Annotated in this window: 22 protein-coding genes; 8 read left to right on the top strand and 14 right to left on the bottom strand. The window is 55.0% G+C overall.

Features of this window, described 5'->3' with window-relative positions:
- The first annotated feature begins 161 nt into the window (after positions 1 to 161).
- Positions 162 to 524, top strand: coding sequence for a protein YacL (gene yacL, locus PGR09_RS20565; RefSeq protein WP_015368214.1), 363 nt, complete (start codon positions 162 to 164; stop codon positions 522 to 524).
- A 72-nt stretch (positions 525 to 596) separates the two neighbouring features.
- Here yacL and speD read toward each other — a convergent pair whose 3' ends face one another.
- The 5 genes from speD to PGR09_RS20540 all read right to left on the bottom strand — a co-directional run bounded on the left by speD (position 597) and on the right by PGR09_RS20540 (position 4,712).
- Complete coding sequence (gene speD / locus PGR09_RS20560; protein ID WP_015368213.1) at positions 597 to 1,391, bottom strand: adenosylmethionine decarboxylase; 795 nt, start codon at positions 1,389 to 1,391, stop codon at positions 597 to 599.
- A gap of 24 nt (positions 1,392 to 1,415) precedes the next feature.
- Positions 1,416 to 2,276 carry a polyamine aminopropyltransferase gene (gene speE, locus PGR09_RS20555; RefSeq protein ID WP_045390062.1) on the bottom strand — a complete coding sequence of 287 codons (861 nt, stop codon included), beginning with the start codon at positions 2,274 to 2,276 and terminating at the stop codon, positions 1,416 to 1,418.
- 122 nt (positions 2,277 to 2,398) lie between these two features.
- Positions 2,399 to 3,682 (bottom strand): FKBP-type peptidyl-prolyl cis-trans isomerase, encoded by a 1,284-nt coding sequence (locus PGR09_RS20550; protein ID WP_430916471.1) that lies wholly within the window; start codon positions 3,680 to 3,682, stop codon positions 2,399 to 2,401.
- 8 nt (positions 3,683 to 3,690) lie between these two features.
- Positions 3,691 to 4,104, bottom strand: a complete 414-nt coding sequence (locus tag PGR09_RS20545; protein WP_047078130.1) for a hypothetical protein — start codon at positions 4,102 to 4,104, stop codon at positions 3,691 to 3,693.
- Positions 4,105 to 4,364: 260 nt separating this feature from the next.
- The gene (locus PGR09_RS20540) at positions 4,365 to 4,712 is read right to left on the bottom strand and encodes a YacC family pilotin-like protein (protein ID WP_015704423.1); all 348 of its coding nucleotides are present in this window, start codon (positions 4,710 to 4,712) and stop codon (positions 4,365 to 4,367) included.
- 145 nt (positions 4,713 to 4,857) lie between these two features.
- Between PGR09_RS20540 and cueO the strand changes: the two genes are divergently transcribed.
- Positions 4,858 to 6,459, top strand: a complete 1,602-nt coding sequence (gene cueO, locus PGR09_RS20535; protein ID WP_430916470.1) for a multicopper oxidase CueO — start codon at positions 4,858 to 4,860, stop codon at positions 6,457 to 6,459.
- 75 nt (positions 6,460 to 6,534) lie between these two features.
- Here cueO and PGR09_RS20530 read toward each other — a convergent pair whose 3' ends face one another.
- Positions 6,535 to 8,925 (bottom strand): glucose/quinate/shikimate family membrane-bound PQQ-dependent dehydrogenase, encoded by a 2,391-nt coding sequence (locus tag PGR09_RS20530; RefSeq protein ID WP_045390074.1) that lies wholly within the window; start codon positions 8,923 to 8,925, stop codon positions 6,535 to 6,537.
- 78 nt (positions 8,926 to 9,003) lie between these two features.
- On the opposite strand from PGR09_RS20530, the gene PGR09_RS20525 reads away from it, so the two are divergent.
- Together PGR09_RS20525 and hpt are read left to right on the top strand one after the other, a co-directional pair.
- Complete coding sequence (locus PGR09_RS20525; RefSeq protein ID WP_161801955.1) at positions 9,004 to 9,108, top strand: hypothetical protein; 105 nt, start codon at positions 9,004 to 9,006, stop codon at positions 9,106 to 9,108.
- A gap of 19 nt (positions 9,109 to 9,127) precedes the next feature.
- A complete protein-coding gene (hpt, locus tag PGR09_RS20520) occupies positions 9,128 to 9,664 on the top strand; it encodes a hypoxanthine phosphoribosyltransferase (protein WP_015368206.1) in 537 nt (178 codons plus the stop codon).
- 57 nt (positions 9,665 to 9,721) lie between these two features.
- Here the strand turns inward: hpt and can are convergent, their stop codons facing one another.
- A complete protein-coding gene (gene can / locus PGR09_RS20515; RefSeq protein ID WP_045390077.1) occupies positions 9,722 to 10,384 on the bottom strand; it encodes a carbonate dehydratase in 663 nt (220 codons plus the stop codon).
- Positions 10,385 to 10,490: 106 nt separating this feature from the next.
- Here can and PGR09_RS20510 point away from each other — a divergent pair, with 106 nt between their 5' ends.
- From PGR09_RS20510 to PGR09_RS20495, 4 genes are all read left to right on the top strand, one after another.
- Positions 10,491 to 11,417, top strand: coding sequence for an ABC transporter ATP-binding protein (locus tag PGR09_RS20510; RefSeq protein ID WP_015368204.1), 927 nt, complete (start codon positions 10,491 to 10,493; stop codon positions 11,415 to 11,417).
- Entirely contained in the window at positions 11,414 to 12,184 is a 771-nt protein-coding gene (locus tag PGR09_RS20505; protein WP_045390083.1) for an ABC transporter permease, read from the top strand. The genes PGR09_RS20510 and PGR09_RS20505 overlap by 4 nt, the downstream gene beginning before the upstream one ends.
- Positions 12,185 to 12,306: 122 nt before the next feature.
- Positions 12,307 to 12,747 carry a PTS sugar transporter subunit IIA gene (locus tag PGR09_RS20500; protein ID WP_015368202.1) on the top strand — a complete coding sequence of 147 codons (441 nt, stop codon included), beginning with the start codon at positions 12,307 to 12,309 and terminating at the stop codon, positions 12,745 to 12,747.
- Between the two features lie 56 nt (positions 12,748 to 12,803).
- Positions 12,804 to 14,057 (top strand): polysaccharide deacetylase family protein, encoded by a 1,254-nt coding sequence (locus PGR09_RS20495; protein WP_045390088.1) that lies wholly within the window; start codon positions 12,804 to 12,806, stop codon positions 14,055 to 14,057.
- A gap of 34 nt (positions 14,058 to 14,091) precedes the next feature.
- Here PGR09_RS20495 and panD read toward each other — a convergent pair whose 3' ends face one another.
- The 7 genes from panD to dksA all read right to left on the bottom strand — a co-directional run bounded on the left by panD (position 14,092) and on the right by dksA (position 19,721).
- Complete coding sequence (gene panD, locus PGR09_RS20490; protein ID WP_015368200.1) at positions 14,092 to 14,472, bottom strand: aspartate 1-decarboxylase; 381 nt, start codon at positions 14,470 to 14,472, stop codon at positions 14,092 to 14,094.
- An 80-nt stretch (positions 14,473 to 14,552) separates the two neighbouring features.
- On the bottom strand, positions 14,553 to 15,407 hold the full coding sequence (gene panC, locus PGR09_RS20485) for a pantoate--beta-alanine ligase (protein ID WP_045390090.1): 855 nt from the start codon (positions 15,405 to 15,407) through the stop codon (positions 14,553 to 14,555).
- A gap of 11 nt (positions 15,408 to 15,418) precedes the next feature.
- Entirely contained in the window at positions 15,419 to 16,210 is a 792-nt protein-coding gene (gene panB, locus PGR09_RS20480) for a 3-methyl-2-oxobutanoate hydroxymethyltransferase (RefSeq protein ID WP_047042642.1), read from the bottom strand.
- Positions 16,211 to 16,330: 120 nt separating this feature from the next.
- Positions 16,331 to 16,810: a 2-amino-4-hydroxy-6-hydroxymethyldihydropteridine diphosphokinase gene (gene folK, locus PGR09_RS20475; RefSeq protein ID WP_045390092.1), complete on the bottom strand. Its 480-nt coding sequence runs from the start codon at positions 16,808 to 16,810 to the stop codon at positions 16,331 to 16,333.
- Positions 16,807 to 18,204, bottom strand: coding sequence for a polynucleotide adenylyltransferase PcnB (pcnB, locus tag PGR09_RS20470; RefSeq protein WP_072056452.1), 1,398 nt, complete (start codon positions 18,202 to 18,204; stop codon positions 16,807 to 16,809). The genes folK and pcnB overlap by 4 nt, the downstream gene beginning before the upstream one ends.
- 119 nt (positions 18,205 to 18,323) lie before the next feature.
- Positions 18,324 to 19,205: a tRNA glutamyl-Q(34) synthetase GluQRS gene (gene gluQRS, locus PGR09_RS20465; protein ID WP_320482651.1), complete on the bottom strand. Its 882-nt coding sequence runs from the start codon at positions 19,203 to 19,205 to the stop codon at positions 18,324 to 18,326.
- 60 nt (positions 19,206 to 19,265) lie between these two features.
- Positions 19,266 to 19,721, bottom strand: coding sequence for an RNA polymerase-binding protein DksA (gene dksA / locus PGR09_RS20460; RefSeq protein WP_007373199.1), 456 nt, complete (start codon positions 19,719 to 19,721; stop codon positions 19,266 to 19,268).
- Positions 19,722 to 19,787 lie beyond the last annotated feature (66 nt).

The following is a 19,787-nucleotide window of genomic DNA, read 5'->3' as shown; positions in this document are numbered from 1 at the left end:
TTTGGCTACAAACTCTCCAATGCCCGCTGAACATTGCATCAGCGGGCATTTTTATTTTTAAACCTCCCACCCGTTGCGCTTTTTTTCTTCCTGTCTGCTGCGATAATTAGGTTATGGGTACAGTGCAGCGGTGACGCATTGCCCTTGCAGAGGAAAAGATTATGGATTACGAATTTCTGCGCGATATTACCGGTGTGGTAAAGGTGCGAATGTCGATGGACCACGAGGCGATTGGTCACTGGTTCAACGAAGAGGTGAAAGATAACCTGGCTCTTCTGGATGAAGTGGAACAGGCAGCGCGCACCGTGAAAGGCAGTGAACGTTCCTGGCAGCGGGCCGGCCATGAATATACGTTGTGGCTGGATGGCGAAGAAGTGATGATCCGCGCCAACCAACTGGAATTTTCCGGCGATGAAATGGAAGAGGGGATGAACTACTACGACGAAGAGAGCCTCTCTCTTTGCGGCGTGGAGGATTTCCTGCAGGTGGTTGCCGCATACCGTGAATTTATGCAGCAGCGTTAATGATTCGTTTTGTGCCGGGCGGCGCGGAACCGTAGGCCCGGCAGGCAAAAGCGCCGCCGGGTATTTCAGATGTTACACCGCAGGTATATTGCGGGCGTAATAAATTTCCCGCATCTCTTTCCACAACAGGTCGGTAATCACCTTGCGCTCTTGTTCGCTTAACTCTTCCGGTTTGGTATGGAACATGTAGTGCTTCAGATCGAACTCTTTCAGCATCATTTTGGTATGGAACATATTTTCCTGATAGACGTTCACGTCCACCATGTCATAGAGCGACTTCATATCTTCTGACATGAAGTTCTGAATTGAGTTGATTTCATGATCGATAAAATGCTTCATGCCGTTGATATCACGAGTGAACCCACGCACGCGATAATCAATGGTTACGATATCGGATTCCAGTTGGTGAATCAGGTAGTTCAGCGCTTTCAGCGGTGAAATCACCCCACAGGTGGAGACTTCAATATCGGCGCGGAAGGTGCACAGGCCGCCTTCCGGATGGCTTTCCGGATAGGTATGTACGCAGATGTGGCTTTTATCGAGATGTGCGACCACGGTCTCAGGCAGCGGACCCGGATGCTCGCTCTGATCGATAAGCTGCGGGTCGATAGGCTCTTCGCTAACCAAAATGGTGACGCTTGCGCCCTGCGGTTCATAATCCTGGCGTGCGATGTTGAGTATATTAGCGCCAATGATTGAACAGGTCTCGGAGAGGATTTCCGTCAGGCGATTGGCATTATAGAGTTCATCAATATAGGCGATATAGCCATCGCGCTCTTCGGCGGTTTTAGCGTAGCAGATATCGTAAATACAAAAACTCAGGCTTTTAGTCAGGTTGTTGAAGCCGTGCAGCTTAAGCTTTTTCAATTTGGTTCACCTCCTCGTTTCAGGTTAGCTGGCGGTCAGCGCATCCAGCAGGTACTGCGGTAGCGCGAAAGCCGCGGTATGAATTGCCGGATTGTAATAACGGCATTTCAGCCCGGCGCTATGGAAGCGGGCCTGAATAATTTCCGTCGACAAATGACGCAGTGCTTCATTATCGGTCGCCCAGGCAAAGGTCATGATGCCGCCATAGTAGGTCGGGATCGCCGCCTGGTAGAAGCTGACATCGGTGAAATAGTGGCTGAGCTTGCGATGGCTGCCGACCGCTTCATCCTGCTGCAGGAAGCTTACGCCGTTCTGGGCAACGAAAATTCCGCCGGGATTCAGGCAACGTTTACAACCGGCATAAAATGCCGAAGTAAAGAGGCTCTCACCGGGGCCGATCGGGTCGGTACAGTCGGAGATAATGACATCAAAGGTTTGTGACGTTTGGTTGACGAAGTTCACGCCGTCATCAATCACCAGCGTAAAGCGCGGGTCGTCATAGGCGCCGGCATTATGGTTTGGTAGATACTGACGGCAGAACGAGACCACCCCGGCGTCGATTTCCACCATGGTAATGGTTTCGATATGTTGGTGGCGGGAGACTTCACGCAGCATCGCGCCATCGCCGCCGCCGATGATCAGCACGTGCTTTGCGTGACCATGCGCCAGCAGCGGAACGTGGGTCATCATTTCATGATAAATAAACTCATCGCGCTCGGTGGTTTGCACCACGCCATCAAGCGCCATCACGCGGCCAAATGCCGCATTTTCGAAGATGATTAAATCCTGATGATCGGTCTTCTCATGGTACAGCACGTTATCAACGGTAAAATATTGACCAAAATGGTCGTGCAGCGTCTCATGCCAGTGATTACTCTCGGCCATGGCTTACTCCTCCTTTGTTAACTTCTGTCGCGCCCGCAACGCGGGCACCACATCATAGCCAACTATAGATAGAGATTGATATGGCGAATAGTAAACCTTCTATTGTTTAGATGAACTCTCGCTTAGCGTGAGGTTTTCGGCGCAGATGCTCTGGATTGTTGGTCGCTGTTGGGTCTGGCGTCAACAATTCGCACGCTATACACCATCGTCGCGCCAGGCGGAATTTTTCCGGGGATTCCTTTGCTGCCGTAGGCCCGCTCCGGCGGAACAACAATAGTGATGGCGCCATGGTTACTAAGACGTTTAAGCGGTTCACGGAAGGTTTCGGGATATTGACTTAGCGCCTGGGTCCAGACCTTATCTTCGGCTTCCATATCGTTTATCACGGTACCGTCGATCAAGCTTTCTTTGATAACGACGGTGACGATATCGTTATCAGCGACCTTACCTTTACCGGGGTAGTCTATACGGCTGTAAATACCTTCTTTAAGCACTGCGCCTTTCTGCGCGGCAAATTGCTGCTGATACTTTTTACCTTCACGGAGAGTTTGCTGCTCAAGCTTATCAATGTTTTTGTATAACCGCTGTGAGACGTCGAAAAGCGCCTTATTGCGTGCTTTGTCATCCAGCGCCGGCTTACCGGCAAAAACATCGTTAATCCCCTTAAGAACGGTTTCCTGTTGCAGGTTTAACCCTTTCGCTGCCTGACTGGACAGCGTTTTAACCGCATCTTGCCCTATCGACACGCCAACCGAATATGCCTGCTGCTGTGGAGCGCTGCTGAGGTTTAGCGTGGGTGATTTGGCTGTCGTGGCGGCGGTGGTTTTTACGCCGGCGAGTTCGGTGCTCAGTTTCTGCTGCTCCGCCATTGCCGCAGCCAGCTTATCGCTCAGGGCCTGCTTGTCTCTCTCCAGCGCGTTGAGCTTTACCGTTTGCTCCTGCAAAGCGGCGACAGAGCGTTTGAGATTATCCGCGCCGTCGGCTTTTTCCTGCTGAACGGTACCGACTTGCTGCACAAGCCGCTTGTTTTCCGTGTCCAAAGCAGCGATCCGGCTCTGGAGTTGTGCGATGGTTTTATTTAATGCTGCATTATCTACCGGCGCTGGCATCGCGGCGGGAGGTGGCGATTTCAGCTGTTCCTGCAGTTGGCGGATGATCTTATCTTTGTCGGCGATGAGACTTTTTTGCGCGGCCAGCTTTTTGTGCAGCGCTGCAGTGTTGTTCTCGCGGGCTCTGGTTGGTTTACTGACCTCCGGCGCCGGAGGTATCTCTTTCTTCTCTTTTTTCTCCTGCTGCTGGACATAGTTGAGAAATGCAGGCGCATCGTCATCCGCTTGCGCATAAGCAATAAAAAGGGACGCCAGCAAAATGAAGGCCAGCGTCAATATATTAAGGCGATTTATCATGGCGCCTGTCACTTCACCGCATTATCGCCGCGCATGACCAGGCTATCGATCAGCGACTTTTCAATATCGGCGCAAAGCTTAATAGATTTAAATTGATACATAGAATCTATGCCCTGACGGGTGGGATCGGCGACTTTCGTACGCACTGAGTTATATTGCGACGCCGCGCCTATCAGAGCGGTGAATTCACTACCCAGTCTTGAGGCTTCTTTCGGATTGACTTCTTTTAACGAATCCAACGCCTGGCGACAGGCATTAAGTCGCTCCTGCTCAGCGGCTAGTCGCAGCTTTTCATTCTGTTGCGCGTCGGTGGCAATGGCGATTGGTGGCGTTATGGGAGCGTTAGCCTGACGATGCGCCTGGCAGCCAGCTAACATGATAACAGCGAACGGAAGTAAGCGAAAAACAGGTGAGATATTCAAAATGTCATTCCATTGCAATAAGAGAGGTTGCAGGCGATTTTAATTAGCCAGCAGGTCTTTGCAATAAACGATGAGTTGAATTATTCTCTCCTGAATGTGATTTTTTTTGATAAATTAAGCCGTCGTCTAATTAATGAATATAAAGCATATTAGCTGCATGTGAAATAAAAGTATCGCGCAATGAATTCATAGTAAATGAATCACAGGGGAAAAGAATAATATAGCATTCTGCAACCGCATCGCGGCGGCTGCAGATACGTTTACTTCACATAGGCCAGCAGGCTAAGGGAGTCACGCGCCAGAGCTTTGCACTTTTTGGCGGTTGGGATTTTGATGCCGCTGAGATCGCGATAGCTGTCCTCACCTAATGCTTTCATATTAAAGCTATCGTAGTTGCTGAGGTCCCATTGGTTTTGCTGGGCAAAAAAGACCAGCGCGCGGCGAATTTGCGTATTTGGCAAATTTTGATAGCCGCAATCATTTTTCAGGAATACAAATACCGCCGTTAAATCAGCCATATCTTCCGCTTCGGACTCGCTTAATGCATAGCTATTGGCGGAGAGGGCGAGCAGGCTGCCAAACAGCATTGTTCTGAAAAACGTCTTCATTTTTTCTACCATTGAAACACGGACAATCAAAGTTAGCATACTTCTTTACACCACGCAGAGCTTTATTCACAAGCTTCTGCTTGACCTTCCCGTTGCGGGAGGGTTTAAGCTTAAATATTCACCAGCAGAATAAAAGGATGTGAAAATGCAACGTCGTGAGTTTATCAAATTAGGCGCCGCGCTTGGCGCGGTCAGCGCCTTACCGCTCTGGAGCCGTGCGGTATTCGCTGCCGGCCGTCCGGCTTTGCCGGTTCCGGATTTATTGACCGCTGACGCGCGCAATCGCATTAAGCTGACGATTCAAGCCGGAAAGACGCAGTTTGGCCCGCATCTTGCGACGACCTGGGGCTATAACGGCAACCTCCTCGGGCCCGCGTTGAAGCTGAAGCAAGGTGAAGCGGTGACGGTAGATATTCACAACCGCCTGGCGGAGGAGACCACGGTCCACTGGCACGGGCTGGAAGTGCCAGGCGAAGTCGATGGCGGTCCGCAGGGCGTCATCGCCGCAGGAGCCTCAAGGACGGTGAGTTTTACGCCGACGCAGCGAGCGGCGACCTGCTGGTTCCATCCTCATCAGCATGGTAAAACCGGCCGTCAGGTTGCCATGGGGCTGGCGGGTTTGGTGCTGATTGAAGATGTCGAAAGCGGGCAATTACTGCTTCCGAAGCAGTGGGGAATCGATGATGTTCCGGTGATCGTGCAGGACAAAAGATTCAATGCCAATGGCGAAATAGATTATCAGCTCGATATCATGAGCGCCGCCGTTGGCTGGTTTGGCGATACCCTGTTGACGAACGGCGCGCTGTATCCCGAACACGCTCCGCCGCGCGGTTGGTTACGCCTGCGTCTACTTAATGGCTGTAATGCCCGCTCGTTGAATTTCGCTACCAGCGATCGCCGCCCAATGTACGTAATAGCAAGCGACGGCGGCCTGTTGGCGGAACCGGTCAAAGTGAGCGAACTGCCGGTGCTGATGGGCGAGCGCTTTGAGGTTTTAATTGATACCCGCGACGGGAAGGCATTTGATCTCCTGACGATGCCGGTGAGCCAAATGGGGATGGCGATTGCGCCATTTGATAAGCCGCAGCCGGTGCTCCGTATACAGCCGCTATTGATCCCGGCCTCCGGTAAGTTACCCGATACTTTGGCCGCGATACCCGCGCTGCCGTCACTGGAGGGGCTGACGCAGCGCACGCTGCAGCTGTCGATGGATCCTATGCTCGACATGATGGGTATGCAGGCGCTAATGAAGAAATATGGCGACCAGGCGATGTCCGGTATGAATCATGGAATGATGGAGCATGGCGACATGAACAATATGGGAAATATGAATCATGGTGAAATGAAGAATATGAACCATGGCGGCGGCATGGGGCATGGCGCTTCATCAGACAAGGGTTTTGATTTCCATAACGCCAACCGCATCAACGGCAAGGCCTTTGATATGAATGTGCCGATGTTTGCCGCGGCCAGGGGGCAGTACGAGCGCTGGCTGATCTCCGGTAAGGGCGACATGATGCTGCATCCTTTCCATATTCATGGCACGCAATTCCGTATTCTGAGTGAAAATGGCCAGGCGCCGGCGGCGCATCGGCGCGGCTGGAAGGATACGGTAAGAGTGGAGGGCGGGGTGAGCGAAGTGCTGGTGAAGTTCGATCATCAGGCGCCAAAGGAGTTCGCCTATATGGCACACTGTCATCTGCTGGAGCATGAAGATACCGGGATGATGTTGGGGTTCACCGTGTAGGACTGTACAGCCTGCCGCCCACTCCCATGGGGAGAGGGGCAAAAAAAACGGCAACTTTCGTTGCCGTTTTGCGTTTTACTTCGCGTCATCCGGTAACGCGTAGGCAACGATGTAGTCGCCCATTTTCGTACCGAACGAGCCATGACCGCCGGCAGAGATGACAACGTACTGCTTGCCATTCACTTCATAGGTCATCGGCGTCGCCTGGCCACCTGCCGGCAGACGCGCCTGCCACAGTTTTTCGCCATTGCTCATGTTGTAAGCGCGCAGATAGTTATCGGCGGTGGCGGCGATAAACAGCACGTTACCGGCGGTTGAGATCGGACCGCCCAGCATCGGCATACCCATATTGAACGGCAGCGGGACAGGCAGCGGGAACGGCAGACTATCCTGCGGCGTACCGATGCGTTTTTTCCACACCACTTCGTTGGTCTTCAGATCCAGCGCCGAGATATAACCCCATGCCGGTTGTTTACACGGCAGGCCAAACGGCGACAGGAACGGGTTCAGCGTAACGCCGAACGGCACGCCATACTGCGGCTGAACGCCAGACTCGGTACCGGAGCCTTTCGCGTCTTTTGGCGGTTCCATCGGGTTGCCCGGGCCGCGTGGGATCAGTTTAGAGACGAACGGTAGCGCCATCGGGTTGGCGATAGCCACCTGACGGTTAGGATCGACGGAGATGCCGCCCCACTCAAACATCCCCAGGTTACCCGGGAATACCAGCGTGCCCTGTTCGGACGGCGGCGTGAAGATACCTTCATAGCGCATCTGATGGAAGATAACGCGGCACACCAGCTGGTCAAACATGGTGGCGCCCCACATATCCGCGCCGGTCAGGTCTTTCTTCGGACGGAAGCTCAGCTCGGAGAACGGCTGGGTTTTGGCAACATAGTCGCCCTTCGCCGCACCCTGCGGAACCGGTTTTTCCGGCGCCGGGACCACCAGTTCGCCATTACGACGATCCAGCACGAAGATGTTGCCGGTTTTGGCCGGAGCGTAAATCACCGGTACGGTTTTACCGTTCACATCAATGTCGGCCAATGTCGGCTGCGACGGCATATCCATATCCCACAGATCGTGGTGTACGGTTTGGTAGCTCCACGCCAGTTTACCGGTGGTTGCGTTTAGCGCCACGATAGAGCTGGCGTAACGTTCCTGTTCCGGCGTGCGGTTGCCGCCCCAGATATCCGGCGTGGTAACGCCCATCGGCAGATAGACTAAATCTAGCTTCGCGTCATAGGCGGCAGGCGCCCAGGAGTTAGGTGAATTGAGTGTGAAGTGATGCTCATCGCTCGGGATCGCATTAGGGTCTTTCGCGCCCGGGTCGAAGGCCCACAGCAGTTTACCGGTATTCACATCAAAGCCGCGGATCACGCCTGATGGCTCGCGGGTTGAGAAGTTATCGGTTACCGCGCCGGCAATGACGATAGTCTTGTCGGTGATAATCGGCGGCGACGTCGGTTCATACATGCCCGGCGTGGTCACCGGCATGTTGGTCTGCAGGTTGAGAATGCCTTTATTAGCAAAGGTTTCGCACAGCTTACCGTTGTCGGCGTTCACCGCGAACAGACGGCCATCGTTGACCGGCAGAATAATACGGCGCGGGCAGTCGGCGACGACGTCGGCAGGGGCGTTATCCGCTTTTGCTTCATGATAGGAGACGCCACGGCAGGTCACGTGCTGGAACGACGGATCGGCGTTCAGCTGCGGGTCAAAATGCCACTTCTCTTTACCGGTGGCCGCGTCGAGCGCGAACAGACGCTGGTGCGCGGTACACAGATACAGCGTGTCGCCAACTTTAATCGGCGTCACTTCATTAGTGATTTCACCCGGATCGTTCGGCTGCTTCAGGTCGCCGGTGCGGAATACCCAGGCTTCCTTCAGGTTCTTCACGTTGTCGGCGTTAATCTGTTTCAGCGGCGAATAACGCTGGCCTTCCTGGTTACGGCCATAGGCCGGCCAGTCGCTATCGGCGACGGTAGAAATCGGCGCGGCCGGCGTCGCGTCAGCGCTCAACGTACCGTTCACTTCCTGCGGATCGTTGAAACCGGCCCAGGTCAGGATCCCGCCGCTAATCAACAGGGCGATAACCAGACCGCCCACGGCGCCAGCGGAGGGTACCGGCAGGCGACGCCAGACAAATGGCAGAATCAGCCAAATGCCGAAGAAGACCAGGATGTCGCTGCGCGGCGTCAGCGCCCAGAAGTCGAAGCCGACTTCCCATACCCCCCAAATCATGGTTGCCAGCAACAGGGCGGCATACAGCCACAGCGCTGCGCGCTTGCCGCGGAACAGCATGACGGTGACGGCCAGCATCACCAGGCCTGCGATAGGGTAGTACCAGGAACCGCCGATAGCGGCCAGCCATACCCCACCGATTAACAGATACAGGCCACAGAAGGCGGCAAACAGCGCCGTCAGCGTGACAAGTAACCGTGATTGTTGAGATTTTGTTTCTGCCATAGAAAGACACTCTTCAGTTGTTAATTTTTTAACTGCAATTAATTATAGGATTTAACAACTGTGATCGGAATCACAAATATGGCTTTATTATTCACTGCACCGAAGATTTCGTTTTGCTGGTATACTGTATCGCTTGCCGGTCAACGTCGGTGTGAAAGCAGCGGCTTTGAAGATTTATCCTAAGAATCAAATGGTTAGTTTAATGAAACATACTGTAGAAGTGATGATCCCGGAAGCCGAGATCAAAGCGCGTATCGCCGAACTGGGTCGTCAAATTAATGAACGCTACAAAGACAGCGGCAGCGAAATGGTGCTGGTGGGTCTGTTGCGCGGTTCATTTATGTTTATGGCTGACCTGTGCCGTGAGGTTCAGGTGCCGCATGAAGTCGACTTTATGACCGCCTCCAGCTATGGCAGCGGCATGTCCACCACCCGTGATGTCAAAATCCTTAAAGACCTGGATGAAGACATTCGCGGTAAGGACGTACTGATCGTCGAAGACATCATCGATTCCGGCAACACCCTGTCTAAAGTGCGCGAAATCCTCAGCCTGCGCGAGCCGAAATCGCTGGCTATCTGTACGCTGCTGGATAAACCAAGCCGTCGTGAAGTGAACGTCCCGGTTGAGTTTGTCGGTTTTGCCATTCCGGATGAGTTCGTGGTGGGCTACGGCATCGACTATGCTCAGCGCTATCGCCACCTGCCGTACGTCGGTAAAGTGATCCTGCTGGACGAGTAATTATTGTTGCGGTCCCGGATAGGGTGAACGCCTTATCCGGGGCGGTGAGCGCGGCGGCTATTTATGGTTGGCGTGCTTGCTCTTGAGATTGGAAATCCCGTGGCGATAGCGCTGCTCGAGGGTTTCCCGGCTGACGGCGGTGACATCAAGATCGCGCAGCAGTCCGTCGTGAATACCATAAGCCCAGCCGTGGATCGTCACCTTTTGGCCACGTTTCCACGCCGACTGCATGATCGTCGAGTGTCCCAGGTTGTATACCTGCTCCATCACGTTCAGTTCGCAAAGCGTATCCAGACGCCGATCTTCCGGCATCTCACCGAGCAGCGAGCTGTGTTTAAACCAGATATCGCGAATGTGCAGCAGCCAGTTATCAATGAGCCCCAGCTCCGGGTTCTCGACCGCCGCCTGTACGCCGCCACAGCCGTAGTGGCCGCAGATAATAATGTGTTCGACTTCCAGCACGTCAACGGCGTATTGCACCACCGACAGGCAGTTCAGGTCGGTATGGATCACCAGATTGGCGACGTTACGGTGTACGAATAACTCACCGGGTTCCAGGCCGGTTAAGCGCTCCGCGGGGACGCGGCTATCGGAGCAGCCAATCCACAGAAAGCGCGGTTTCTGCGCCTGCGACAATTTCGCAAAGAAGCCGGGGTCCTCTTCCACCAGCATTTTTGACCATAGTGCATTATTGCTGATGAGTGTATCTATATCATTCATGGACGTTTACGGCCTGTAACCAAGTAAGTGCGTTGCGCTAATATAGGGTAAGCTCACCTTTTTGAAAACATTACATCACGTGTGATAACACGAGAAGAGATATTTAATGACCATTGCTCTGGAATTAAAACAGCTCAAGAAAACCTATCCCGGCGGGGTTCAGGCGCTGAAAGGCATCGACCTGCAGGTTGAAGCCGGCGACTTTTATGCGCTGCTGGGCCCTAACGGCGCGGGGAAATCCACGACTATCGGCATCATTAGTTCGCTGGTTAATAAAACCTCCGGCCAGGTTAACGTATTTGGCTACGACCTGGAAAAAGATGTGGTGAACGCCAAGCGCCAGTTAGGGCTGGTGCCGCAGGAGTTCAACTTCAACCCATTCGAAACCGTACAGCAGATCGTGGTTAACCAGGCGGGTTACTATGGCGTTGAGCGTAAAGAAGCAATTTTGCGTAGCGAAAAGTATCTGAAACAGCTCGATCTGTGGGAAAAGCGCAATGAACGCGCGCGTATGCTCTCCGGCGGGATGAAGCGCCGCCTGATGATTGCCCGCGCGCTGATGCATGAGCCGAAGCTGCTCATTCTTGATGAGCCCACCGCTGGCGTTGATATCGAACTACGTCGCTCGATGTGGGGTTTCCTCAAAGATCTTAACGATAAAGGCACCACCATTATCCTCACGACCCACTATCTGGAAGAGGCGGAAATGCTGTGTCGTAATATCGGCATTATCCAGAGCGGCGAGCTGGTGGAAAACACCTCAATGAAGGCGCTGCTGGCTAAGCTGAAATCGGAAACCTTTATCCTCGATCTGGCGCCGAAAAGCCCGCTGCCAACCCTCGACGGGTATCAGTACCGGCTGGTTGATACCTCGACGCTGGAAGTTGAAGTGTTGCGCGAGCAGGGGATTAACAGCGTTTTCGCCCAGCTAAGCGCCCAGGGCGTGCAGGTATTAAGTATGCGTAACAAGGCCAACCGTCTGGAAGAGTTGTTTGTCACGCTGGTGCACGACAAAAAAGGAGAATCAGCATGATGCAGCTTTACTGGGTCGCGCTGAAAAGCATCTGGACCAAAGAGATCCACCGGTTTATGCGTATCTGGGTTCAGACGCTGGTGCCGCCGGTGATCACCATGACCCTCTATTTCGTCATCTTTGGCAACCTGATCGGCTCGCGGATCGGCGAGATGCACGGTTTTACCTATATGCAGTTTATCGTGCCGGGGCTGATTATGATGGCGGTGATCACCAACGCCTACGCCAACGTCGCCTCGTCGTTCTTTAGCGCCAAGTTCCAGCGCAATATTGAGGAACTGCTGGTGGCGCCGGTGCCAACCCACGTGGTGATCGCCGGTTACGTCGGCGGCGGGGTGGCGCGCGGGCTGTGTGTCGGCATTCTGGTGACGGCTATCTCGCTGTTCTTCGTCCCGTTCCAGGTTCATTCCTGGCTGTTTGTCGCCCTGACGCTGATTTTGACGGCAATTCTGTTCTCGCTGGCGGGCCTGCTCAATGCGGTGTTTGCGAAAACCTTCGACGATATCAGCCTGATCCCGACTTTCGTGCTGACGCCGTTGACTTACCTTGGCGGGGTGTTCTATTCGTTGACGCTGCTGCCGCCGTTCTGGCAAGCGCTGTCGCATCTCAACCCCATCGTCTACATGATTAGCGGCTTCCGTTTTGGTTTTCTCGGCATTCATGACGTCCCGCTGGCGACCACCTTTGGCGTACTGGTGGTGTTCATCGTGGTCTTCTATATTCTGTGCTGGTACCTGATCCAGCGCGGGCGCGGCCTGCGTAGCTAACCTCTCTACAAGCGCCCCCGCTAATTTCACTTTGCCGGGGCGCTATGCGGTAATTTTTGATACCCATCACCCTACCTCAACGCTTGCCCTGCTAAATTGTTTGCCTGCTAAGGAGGTAGGCGATGTTAGGTTGGGTAATTACCTGCCATGATGAGCTGGCGCAGGAGATGCTGGATCGTCTGGAGAAAAAGTTTGGCCCGCTGGCGCAATGCCGGGCGGTGAATTACTGGCGTAATCTGAGCGTCAATATGCTGAGCCGCATGATGTGCGACGCGCTGCATGCCACAGACTGCGGCGATGGGGTGATTTTTCTCACCGATAAAACCGGTGCCGCGCCGTATCGCGCCGCCGCGCTGATGAGCCACAAGCATACTCACTGTGAAGTCATTTCCGGCATTCGCTATCCATTGCTGGAAGAAATGTATTTACAGCGCTATACCCTCAGCAGCGACGCCTTCCGTAATGCTATTGTTAGCGCTGGAGGCCCCACGGTGAGCAGCCTGTGGCATCAGCAGCAAAAAAATCCGCCTTTTCGTCTCCTGCATGACACGTTCGGAAATTAGGCATTAGCATTGATGCCGCTTTTGTTACAATGGCGGCATTCAGGTTTACCGGTTCGATGCGCATGTTTGCCCGAGTCATAACACTATTCCTTTTGCTGACGTCAGTCAGCGTTTCCGCCAGCCTGCTCAGCCAACAGGGCGTCCCCGCACGCTATATGCAAATCACGGAAGATGCCGATATCTGGGCGCAGGTCGGCAACCATGTAGTGAGCGTCGGCAACGTTCGCGCCGGGCAAATCCTTGCCGTGGTACCGACTACCGCAGACTATTACGAATTCAATTTTGGTTTCGGTACCGGCTTTATTGATAAAGGGCACCTGGGGCCGGTGCAGGGCGCAAAGCGGGTTGAGGATAACCTGGGCGATTTACACCAGCCATTGAGCAACCAGAACCTGCTGACCTGGAAAGATACGCCGGTTTACGATGCGCCGTCAGCGGGCAGCCCGCCGTTTGGCACATTAGCCAATAACCTGCGCTATCCCATTATCAGCAAGCTGAAAGACCGCCTTAATCAGACCTGGTATCAAATTCGTATCGGCAACCGGCTGGCGTGGGTAAGCAGCCTGGACGCGCAGGAAGATAACGGCATTCCGGTACTGACTTATCACCATATTCTGCGTGATGAAGAAAATAGCCGTTTCCGCCATACCTCGACCACCACCTCGGTGCGCGCTTTCAGTAACCAGATGACCTGGCTGCGTGACCAGGGCTATACCACGCTGACGATGTATCAACTGGAAGGGTATTTACGTAACAAGGTTAATCTGCCTGCGCGCTCGGTGGTGATTACCTTTGATGACGGCCTCAAGTCGGTGAATCGCTACGCTTATCCGATCCTCAAGCAGTACGGATTCCACGCTACGGCATTTATTATCTCATCGCGGATCAAACGTCATCCGCAAAAGTGGGATCCGAAATCGCTGCAGTTTATGAGTATCTCTGAGCTCAGACAGATTCAGGACGTGTTTGATGTGCAGTCGCATACCCATTTTCTGCACCGGGTCGATGCCGCCCGTCACCCGATATTACTTAGCCGTAATTACCACAATATTCTCTTTGATTTCGAGCGTTCACGGCGGGCGCTGAGCCAGTTTAATCCACATGTGCTGTATCTTTCGTATCCATTCGGCGGCTATAACGCCACGGCGGTCAAAGCGGCGAACGATGCCGGTTTTCATCTGGCGGTAACGACGGTGAGAGGGAAGGTGAAACCGGGGGATAATCCGTTCTTGCTGAAGCGGTTGTATATCTTACGCACCGATTCGCTGGAGACGATGTCGCGGCTTATCAGCAACCAGCCGCAGGGATAAACCGGCGCTGCGGCTGAGCGCAGCGCCGTAAGAATCAGGCGACCTGCACCGGGATGGCTTTCGCCTGGCGCTTCATTTCGTTATCGCCTTCGAAATAGGCCACTTTCGGCTGCCAGGTGCGGGCTTCTTCGTCAGACATGGTCACGAAGCTGGCGATAATGAGGATATCGCCGACGCTTGCGCAGTGTGCCGCAGCGCCGTTGACGGAGATAATCTTCGAACCGCGCTCGGCGGCGATCGCATAAGTCGAGAAACGGTTTCCGTTGGTCACGTTCCACAGATGAATGGCTTCATTTTCCAGAATACCGGCCGCTTCGAGGAAATCCTGGTCAATGGCGCAGGAACCTTCGTAATGCAGGTCAGCCTGCGTGACTTTAACGCGGTGGAGCTTGCCCTGCAGCATATTACGCATCATAACTTCTACCTTCCAACCTTTAAGTAGCAAAGCGGACACGGCATCCGCTTTGAGAAAATAACCCGATTTTTCGTTCCGGACTACTGGCCCAGCTCGACGATTTTGTTATCAATCAGACGCGCCTGGCCCAGCCATGCCGCCATCAGGATCACCGCGCGTTTGCTGGCATCCGTGAGCTCCAGCAGGGTGTCGGCATCGCGGATCTGGATATCGTCGGCGCGAAAACCTGATTCGTTGAGCTCCTGCTCGGCGATGGCGATGATTTCCTCAAGATGACGTTCGCCCGCGGCAAGTTTTTCCGCCACCGAGCTCAGCACTTTATACAGACCTGGGGCGATTTTACGCTGCTCGGCGGTCAGATAACCATTACGCGAGCTCAGCGCCAGGCCGTCTTTCGCGCGGATAATCGGCACGCCGACGATCTCGATGTCATAACCCATATCGGCGACCATTTTGCGGATCAGCGCCAACTGCTGGAAATCTTTCTCGCCGAAGCAGGCGACATCCGGCTGCACCAGGTTGAACAGCTTGCTGACAATGGTCGAGACGCCGCGGAAGTGGCCAGGGCGGCTGGCGCCTTCCAGCATGGTCGACAGGCCCGGGACATCAACGAAGGTTTGCCCTTCGGTACCCTGCGGATAAATTTCCGCCGGCGCCGGAGCAAAGACAAAATCGACCTTGCGCTTGTTCAGCTTTTCGCAATCTTCCTGCAGGGTACGCGGATAGCGCGCCAGATCGTCCGGGCGGTCAAATTGCATGGGATTCACGAAGATACTGACCACCACGACATCCGCGCAGGCTTTGGCTTCATCAACCAGCTTCATATGACCATCGTGCAGGTTGCCCATGGTGGGAACCAGCGCAATGCGCTTGCCTTCCTGGCGTAAACGACGGATATGCTGGCGCAGCAGCGGCAGGGTTTCAATTATCAGCACAACAAGACTCCTTAATGGAAACTATGTTCTTCGCCCGGATAGGTCCCGGATTCGACTTCGGCAATATACTGCCGTACCGCGGCGCGGATGTCGCCCGCTTCTGCGAGGAAATTTTTCGCGAATTTAGGAATGTGGCCGCCGGTGATCCCGAAAGCGTCATGCATCACCAGGATTTGCCCGTCGGTTACGTTGCCTGCGCCGATGCCGATAACCGGGATCGTCAGCGCTTCGGTAATGCGTTTTGCCAGCTCTACCGGCACGCACTCCAGCACCAGCAGCTGGGCGCCGGCGGCTTCCAGGGCTAATGCGTCATCAAACAGCGCCTGCGCTGCATCGCCGCGACCTTGTACTTTATAGCCGCCGAACACGTTCACCGATTGCGGCGTCAGACCGAGGTGACCGCAAACCGGTACCGCGCGCTCCGCCAGCATCCTGACGGTATCAGCCAGCCAGGCGCCGCCTTCGAGCTTGACCATATTGGCGCCGGCGCGCATCACGACGGCGGCATTTTCAAAGGTTTGTTCCGGCGTGGCGTAGGCCATGAACGGCAGGTCGGCGAGCAGCAGGCTGTTCGGCGCGCCGCGGCGCACCGCGCGGGTGTGGTAAGCGATATCGTCAACGGTCACCGGCAGCGTGGAGTCGTGGCCCTGTACCGTCATCCCTAGCGAATCGCCCACCAGCAGGACGTTAATGCCTTCATCGGCAAAAAGCTTAGCGAAGCTGTAGTCGTAGGCGGTGATAGTGGCGAAGCGCTTTTTCTCCTGTTTGCATTTCTGCAGCAGGGCAATGGTGGTCGGTTTCATAACGTTTCCTGATGATGAAAGTCATATTAACCGGCATTCTAACAGCAGCATTCAGGGGGGCAATGATTTTGGGCAACCGATTACCACTATCGCCGGAAATGCTAAAAAAGGGAGTAGGGGTTACCAGAGAGCGGGTTTTTCGGCGCCCAGATTTTCCAGCGCGGCGCGAAGGGCGAGGCCATCGGGGAAGTGGAGCTGTGGGGCGATTTCAAACAGCGGCCAGAGCATAAAACCGCGATTTTTCATATCGTAGTGCGGCACCGTCAGACGCTCGCTGTTAATGACCGCATCGCCGAATAGCATAATGTCGAGGTCCAGCGTTCGCGGTCCCCAGCGTTCGGCTTTCCGCTCCCGTCCCTGCTGCAGTTCGATGCGCTGAGTGTGATCGAGCAGCGCTTCCGGCGCGAGCGCGGTTTCAAGCGCGACGGCGGCATTGAGATAGTCGGGCTGATCCTGCGGCCCCAGCGGCGGCGTACGGTACAGCGAAGACACGCTCGCCACGCGGCTGTCCGGAATGTCGGCCAGCGCGCGGATAGCGGCATTCACCTGCTCGAGCGGCGAGGCGAGATTACTGCCAATGGCGATATAGACCAAGGTCATGCGTTACCCTGACGCGGCGCGCGTTTCCGCGGGCGGCGATGGCGGCGGCGCGGAGCCGGATCGTCGCCGAGGTCGTTGAGCATATCTTTCTGTTCCGGCGGCGCGGCTACCTGGAACTCGCCCCACCATTTGGTCAGGCGCTGCAGTTCGTGGTTGTTCTCGGCGCCTGCGCGCAGTTCAAGCAGATCATAGGCGGCGCGGAACTTCGGATGCTCCATGAGTTTCCACGCGCGTTTGCCCTGACGGCGGGACATACGAAGCTGCAGCTGCCAGATATCGCGCACCAGGGTGGTGATGCGTTTAGGAATCGCCAGCGTTCGGCAGGCTTCATCCAGCACGTCATTCATTGCCAGCGCGAAGGCGTCGTAATAGGCCAGCCCGCTCTCCTGCGCGATTTTCTGCGCCATTTCCAGCAGCGGATACCAGAACATGACCGCGAACAGGAATGCCGGGTTAACGCGCATGTCGTTATGCAGGCGGTTATCGGTATTCTTCAGCACCTGAATGATGATGCGTTCCATCGGGCTATCGCCGCGCTCGGTAAAGTAGCGGGTGATCGTCGGGAACAGCGGCTGGAACAGGCTGTATTCGCGCAGCAGCTGGTAGGTTTCATAACCATAACCCGCCTGCAGTAGTTTCAGCACTTCTTCAAACAGACGCGCCGGGGGGACGTCGTGAAGAAGGGTGGCCAGACGCGGAATTGGCTCGGCGCTTTCGGCGCTGATGCGCATATGGAGTTTGGCGGCGAAACGTACCGCGCGCAGCATGCGCACCGGATCTTCACGGTAACGGGTTTCCGGGTCGCCAATCAGGCGAATCACCCCTTCCTGCAGATCGCGCATTCCACCAACGTAGTCGCGTACGGTGAAGTCCGCCACGCTGTAATAAAGGCTGTTGATGGTGAAGTCGCGGCGCTGGGCATCCTCTTCGATAGAACCGAAGATGTTATCGCGCAGCAGCATGCCGTTCTGGCCGCGCTGGGAGGTGACACGGTCGTTAGTGTGGCCTTCGTGATGGCCGCGGAAGGTGGCGACCTCAATGATTTCCGGCCCGAACATCACGTGCGCCAGGCGGAAACGACGGCCAACCAGGCGGCAGTTGCGGAACAGTTTACGTACCTGGTCCGGGGTCGCGCTGGTGGTGACGTCAAAATCTTTTGGTTTCTTGCCCAGCAGCAGGTCGCGAACGCCGCCGCCGACCAGGTAAGCTTCGTAGCCCGCCTTGTTCAGTCGATAGAGCACCTTGAGCGCGTTTTCACTGATATCTTTGCGGGAAATTGCATGCTGTTCACGCGGGATCACCGTCATATGCGTTTGTTCGACGGCGGCAGCCTCTGCCTCGCGCTCTTCACGGCTTAGCACCTTGCGGCAAAAATTAGCGACTCGGGTAAAAATGGTGCACCTCGTAGTGTCAGACGAACTTCGGATAAAACATTACTCTATGGGCTTCAGGTTGCATTTAAACGGCAAATTCAGGGGCAACCTGAAGGGCGACGAGCAAAAATAGCGGCTAATCATAGCTCAGCGGGAGCCATTTGAGAATGCTGGATTTTTGCAGGTTGCCAGTTGGCTACCGCTTGTTTGAGTAAATCTTCAATACTCAGCGCTTGCCAATCCTCGATGACATCCTGATTCAAAAATGTTAATGCCCGCACAATTTCCGGGCGCGGATCGCCCTCCGGCAGGGACGGGGCGTGGTTTTGTTTTGAGAGCTTATTACCTTCGGCGTTCAGCGCCAGCGGCAGGTGCACGTAGTCTGGCACAGGCCAGCCAAAGTGCTGATACAATGAAATTTGTCGTACCGTTGGCTCGATGAGATCGGCGCCGCGGACGATTTCGCTGACCCCCTGAAAATGGTCGTCAACCACTACCGCCAGGTTATAGGCGAACAGCCCGTCGCGACGATGGATGATGAAATCTTCCCGCGCCAGCGGTTCGTCGGCGACGATGGTTCCGCGCAACTGGTCATAAAATTCCAGTACCGGACGGGTCTGACGCAGGCGCAGCGCGGCGTTTTCGCCGCCAAGGCGCAAATCGCGACAGTGGCCGTCGTAGATCCCGCCGACGCTATGAATTCGCGCGCGGGTGCAGGTGCAGTAGTAGCAGAGATCCCGATCGCGCAGCCAGGCGAGGCGCTCGCGATAGGCTTCGTGCCGCTGGGATTGCCACAGTACCTCGCCGTCCCAGTGCAGACCGTAGCGATCGAGCTGTCGCAAAATAGTGTCGGCGGCGCCGGGAACTTCCCGCGGCGGGTCGATATCTTCAATGCGTACGCGCCAGATACCGCCTTTCGCCCGCGCCTGTAGATAGCTGCCGAGGGCGGCGATTAATGAGCCGAAGTGGAGTTCGCCGGAAGGTGAGGGAGCAAAGCGCCCGATATAGTCTGAGTCGGTCATGTTAAACACAAGGGGAATCAGGCGGGAGAAACTCCCGCCAGAGAGTGAGGTAGCAGGGAATTAACCCGCCATCTGTTTTTCGCGAATTTCCGCCAGCGTCTTGCAGTCGATGCACAGGTCAGCTGTTGGACGCGCTTCCAGACGGCGAATGCCAATCTCCACGCCACAGGATTCGCAGAAGCCGAAGTCTTCGTCTTCGACTTTTTTCAGTGTTTTCTCAATCTTCTTGATGAGTTTACGTTCGCGGTCGCGGTTACGCAGCTCCAGGCTGAACTCTTCTTCCTGCGCGGCACGGTCGACCGGGTCCGGGAAGTTAGCTGCTTCATCCTGCATATGCGTTACGGTGCGATCCACTTCATCCCTGAGTTGATTACGCCATGCTTCAAGAATGCGCTTGAAGTGCGCCAGCTGGGCTTCGTTCATATACTCTTCGCCCGGCTTCTCTTGGTACGGCTCCACCCCAGCGATGGCGAGAATACTCAGGGACGATGTTTTACGGTTTTGCCCTTCTTGCATGTTGCTTCTCCTTAACACGCACTATCGATCCCCATGTGGGGGAAAAATCAGGCCGCTATAAATAGC

Origin of the sequence: Klebsiella sp. 141251 (assembly GCF_050600725.1) — a bacterium.
GTDB classification, from domain to species: domain Bacteria; phylum Pseudomonadota; class Gammaproteobacteria; order Enterobacterales; family Enterobacteriaceae; genus Klebsiella; species Klebsiella aerogenes.
This window is presented reverse-complemented; position numbering and strand designations above follow the sequence as displayed.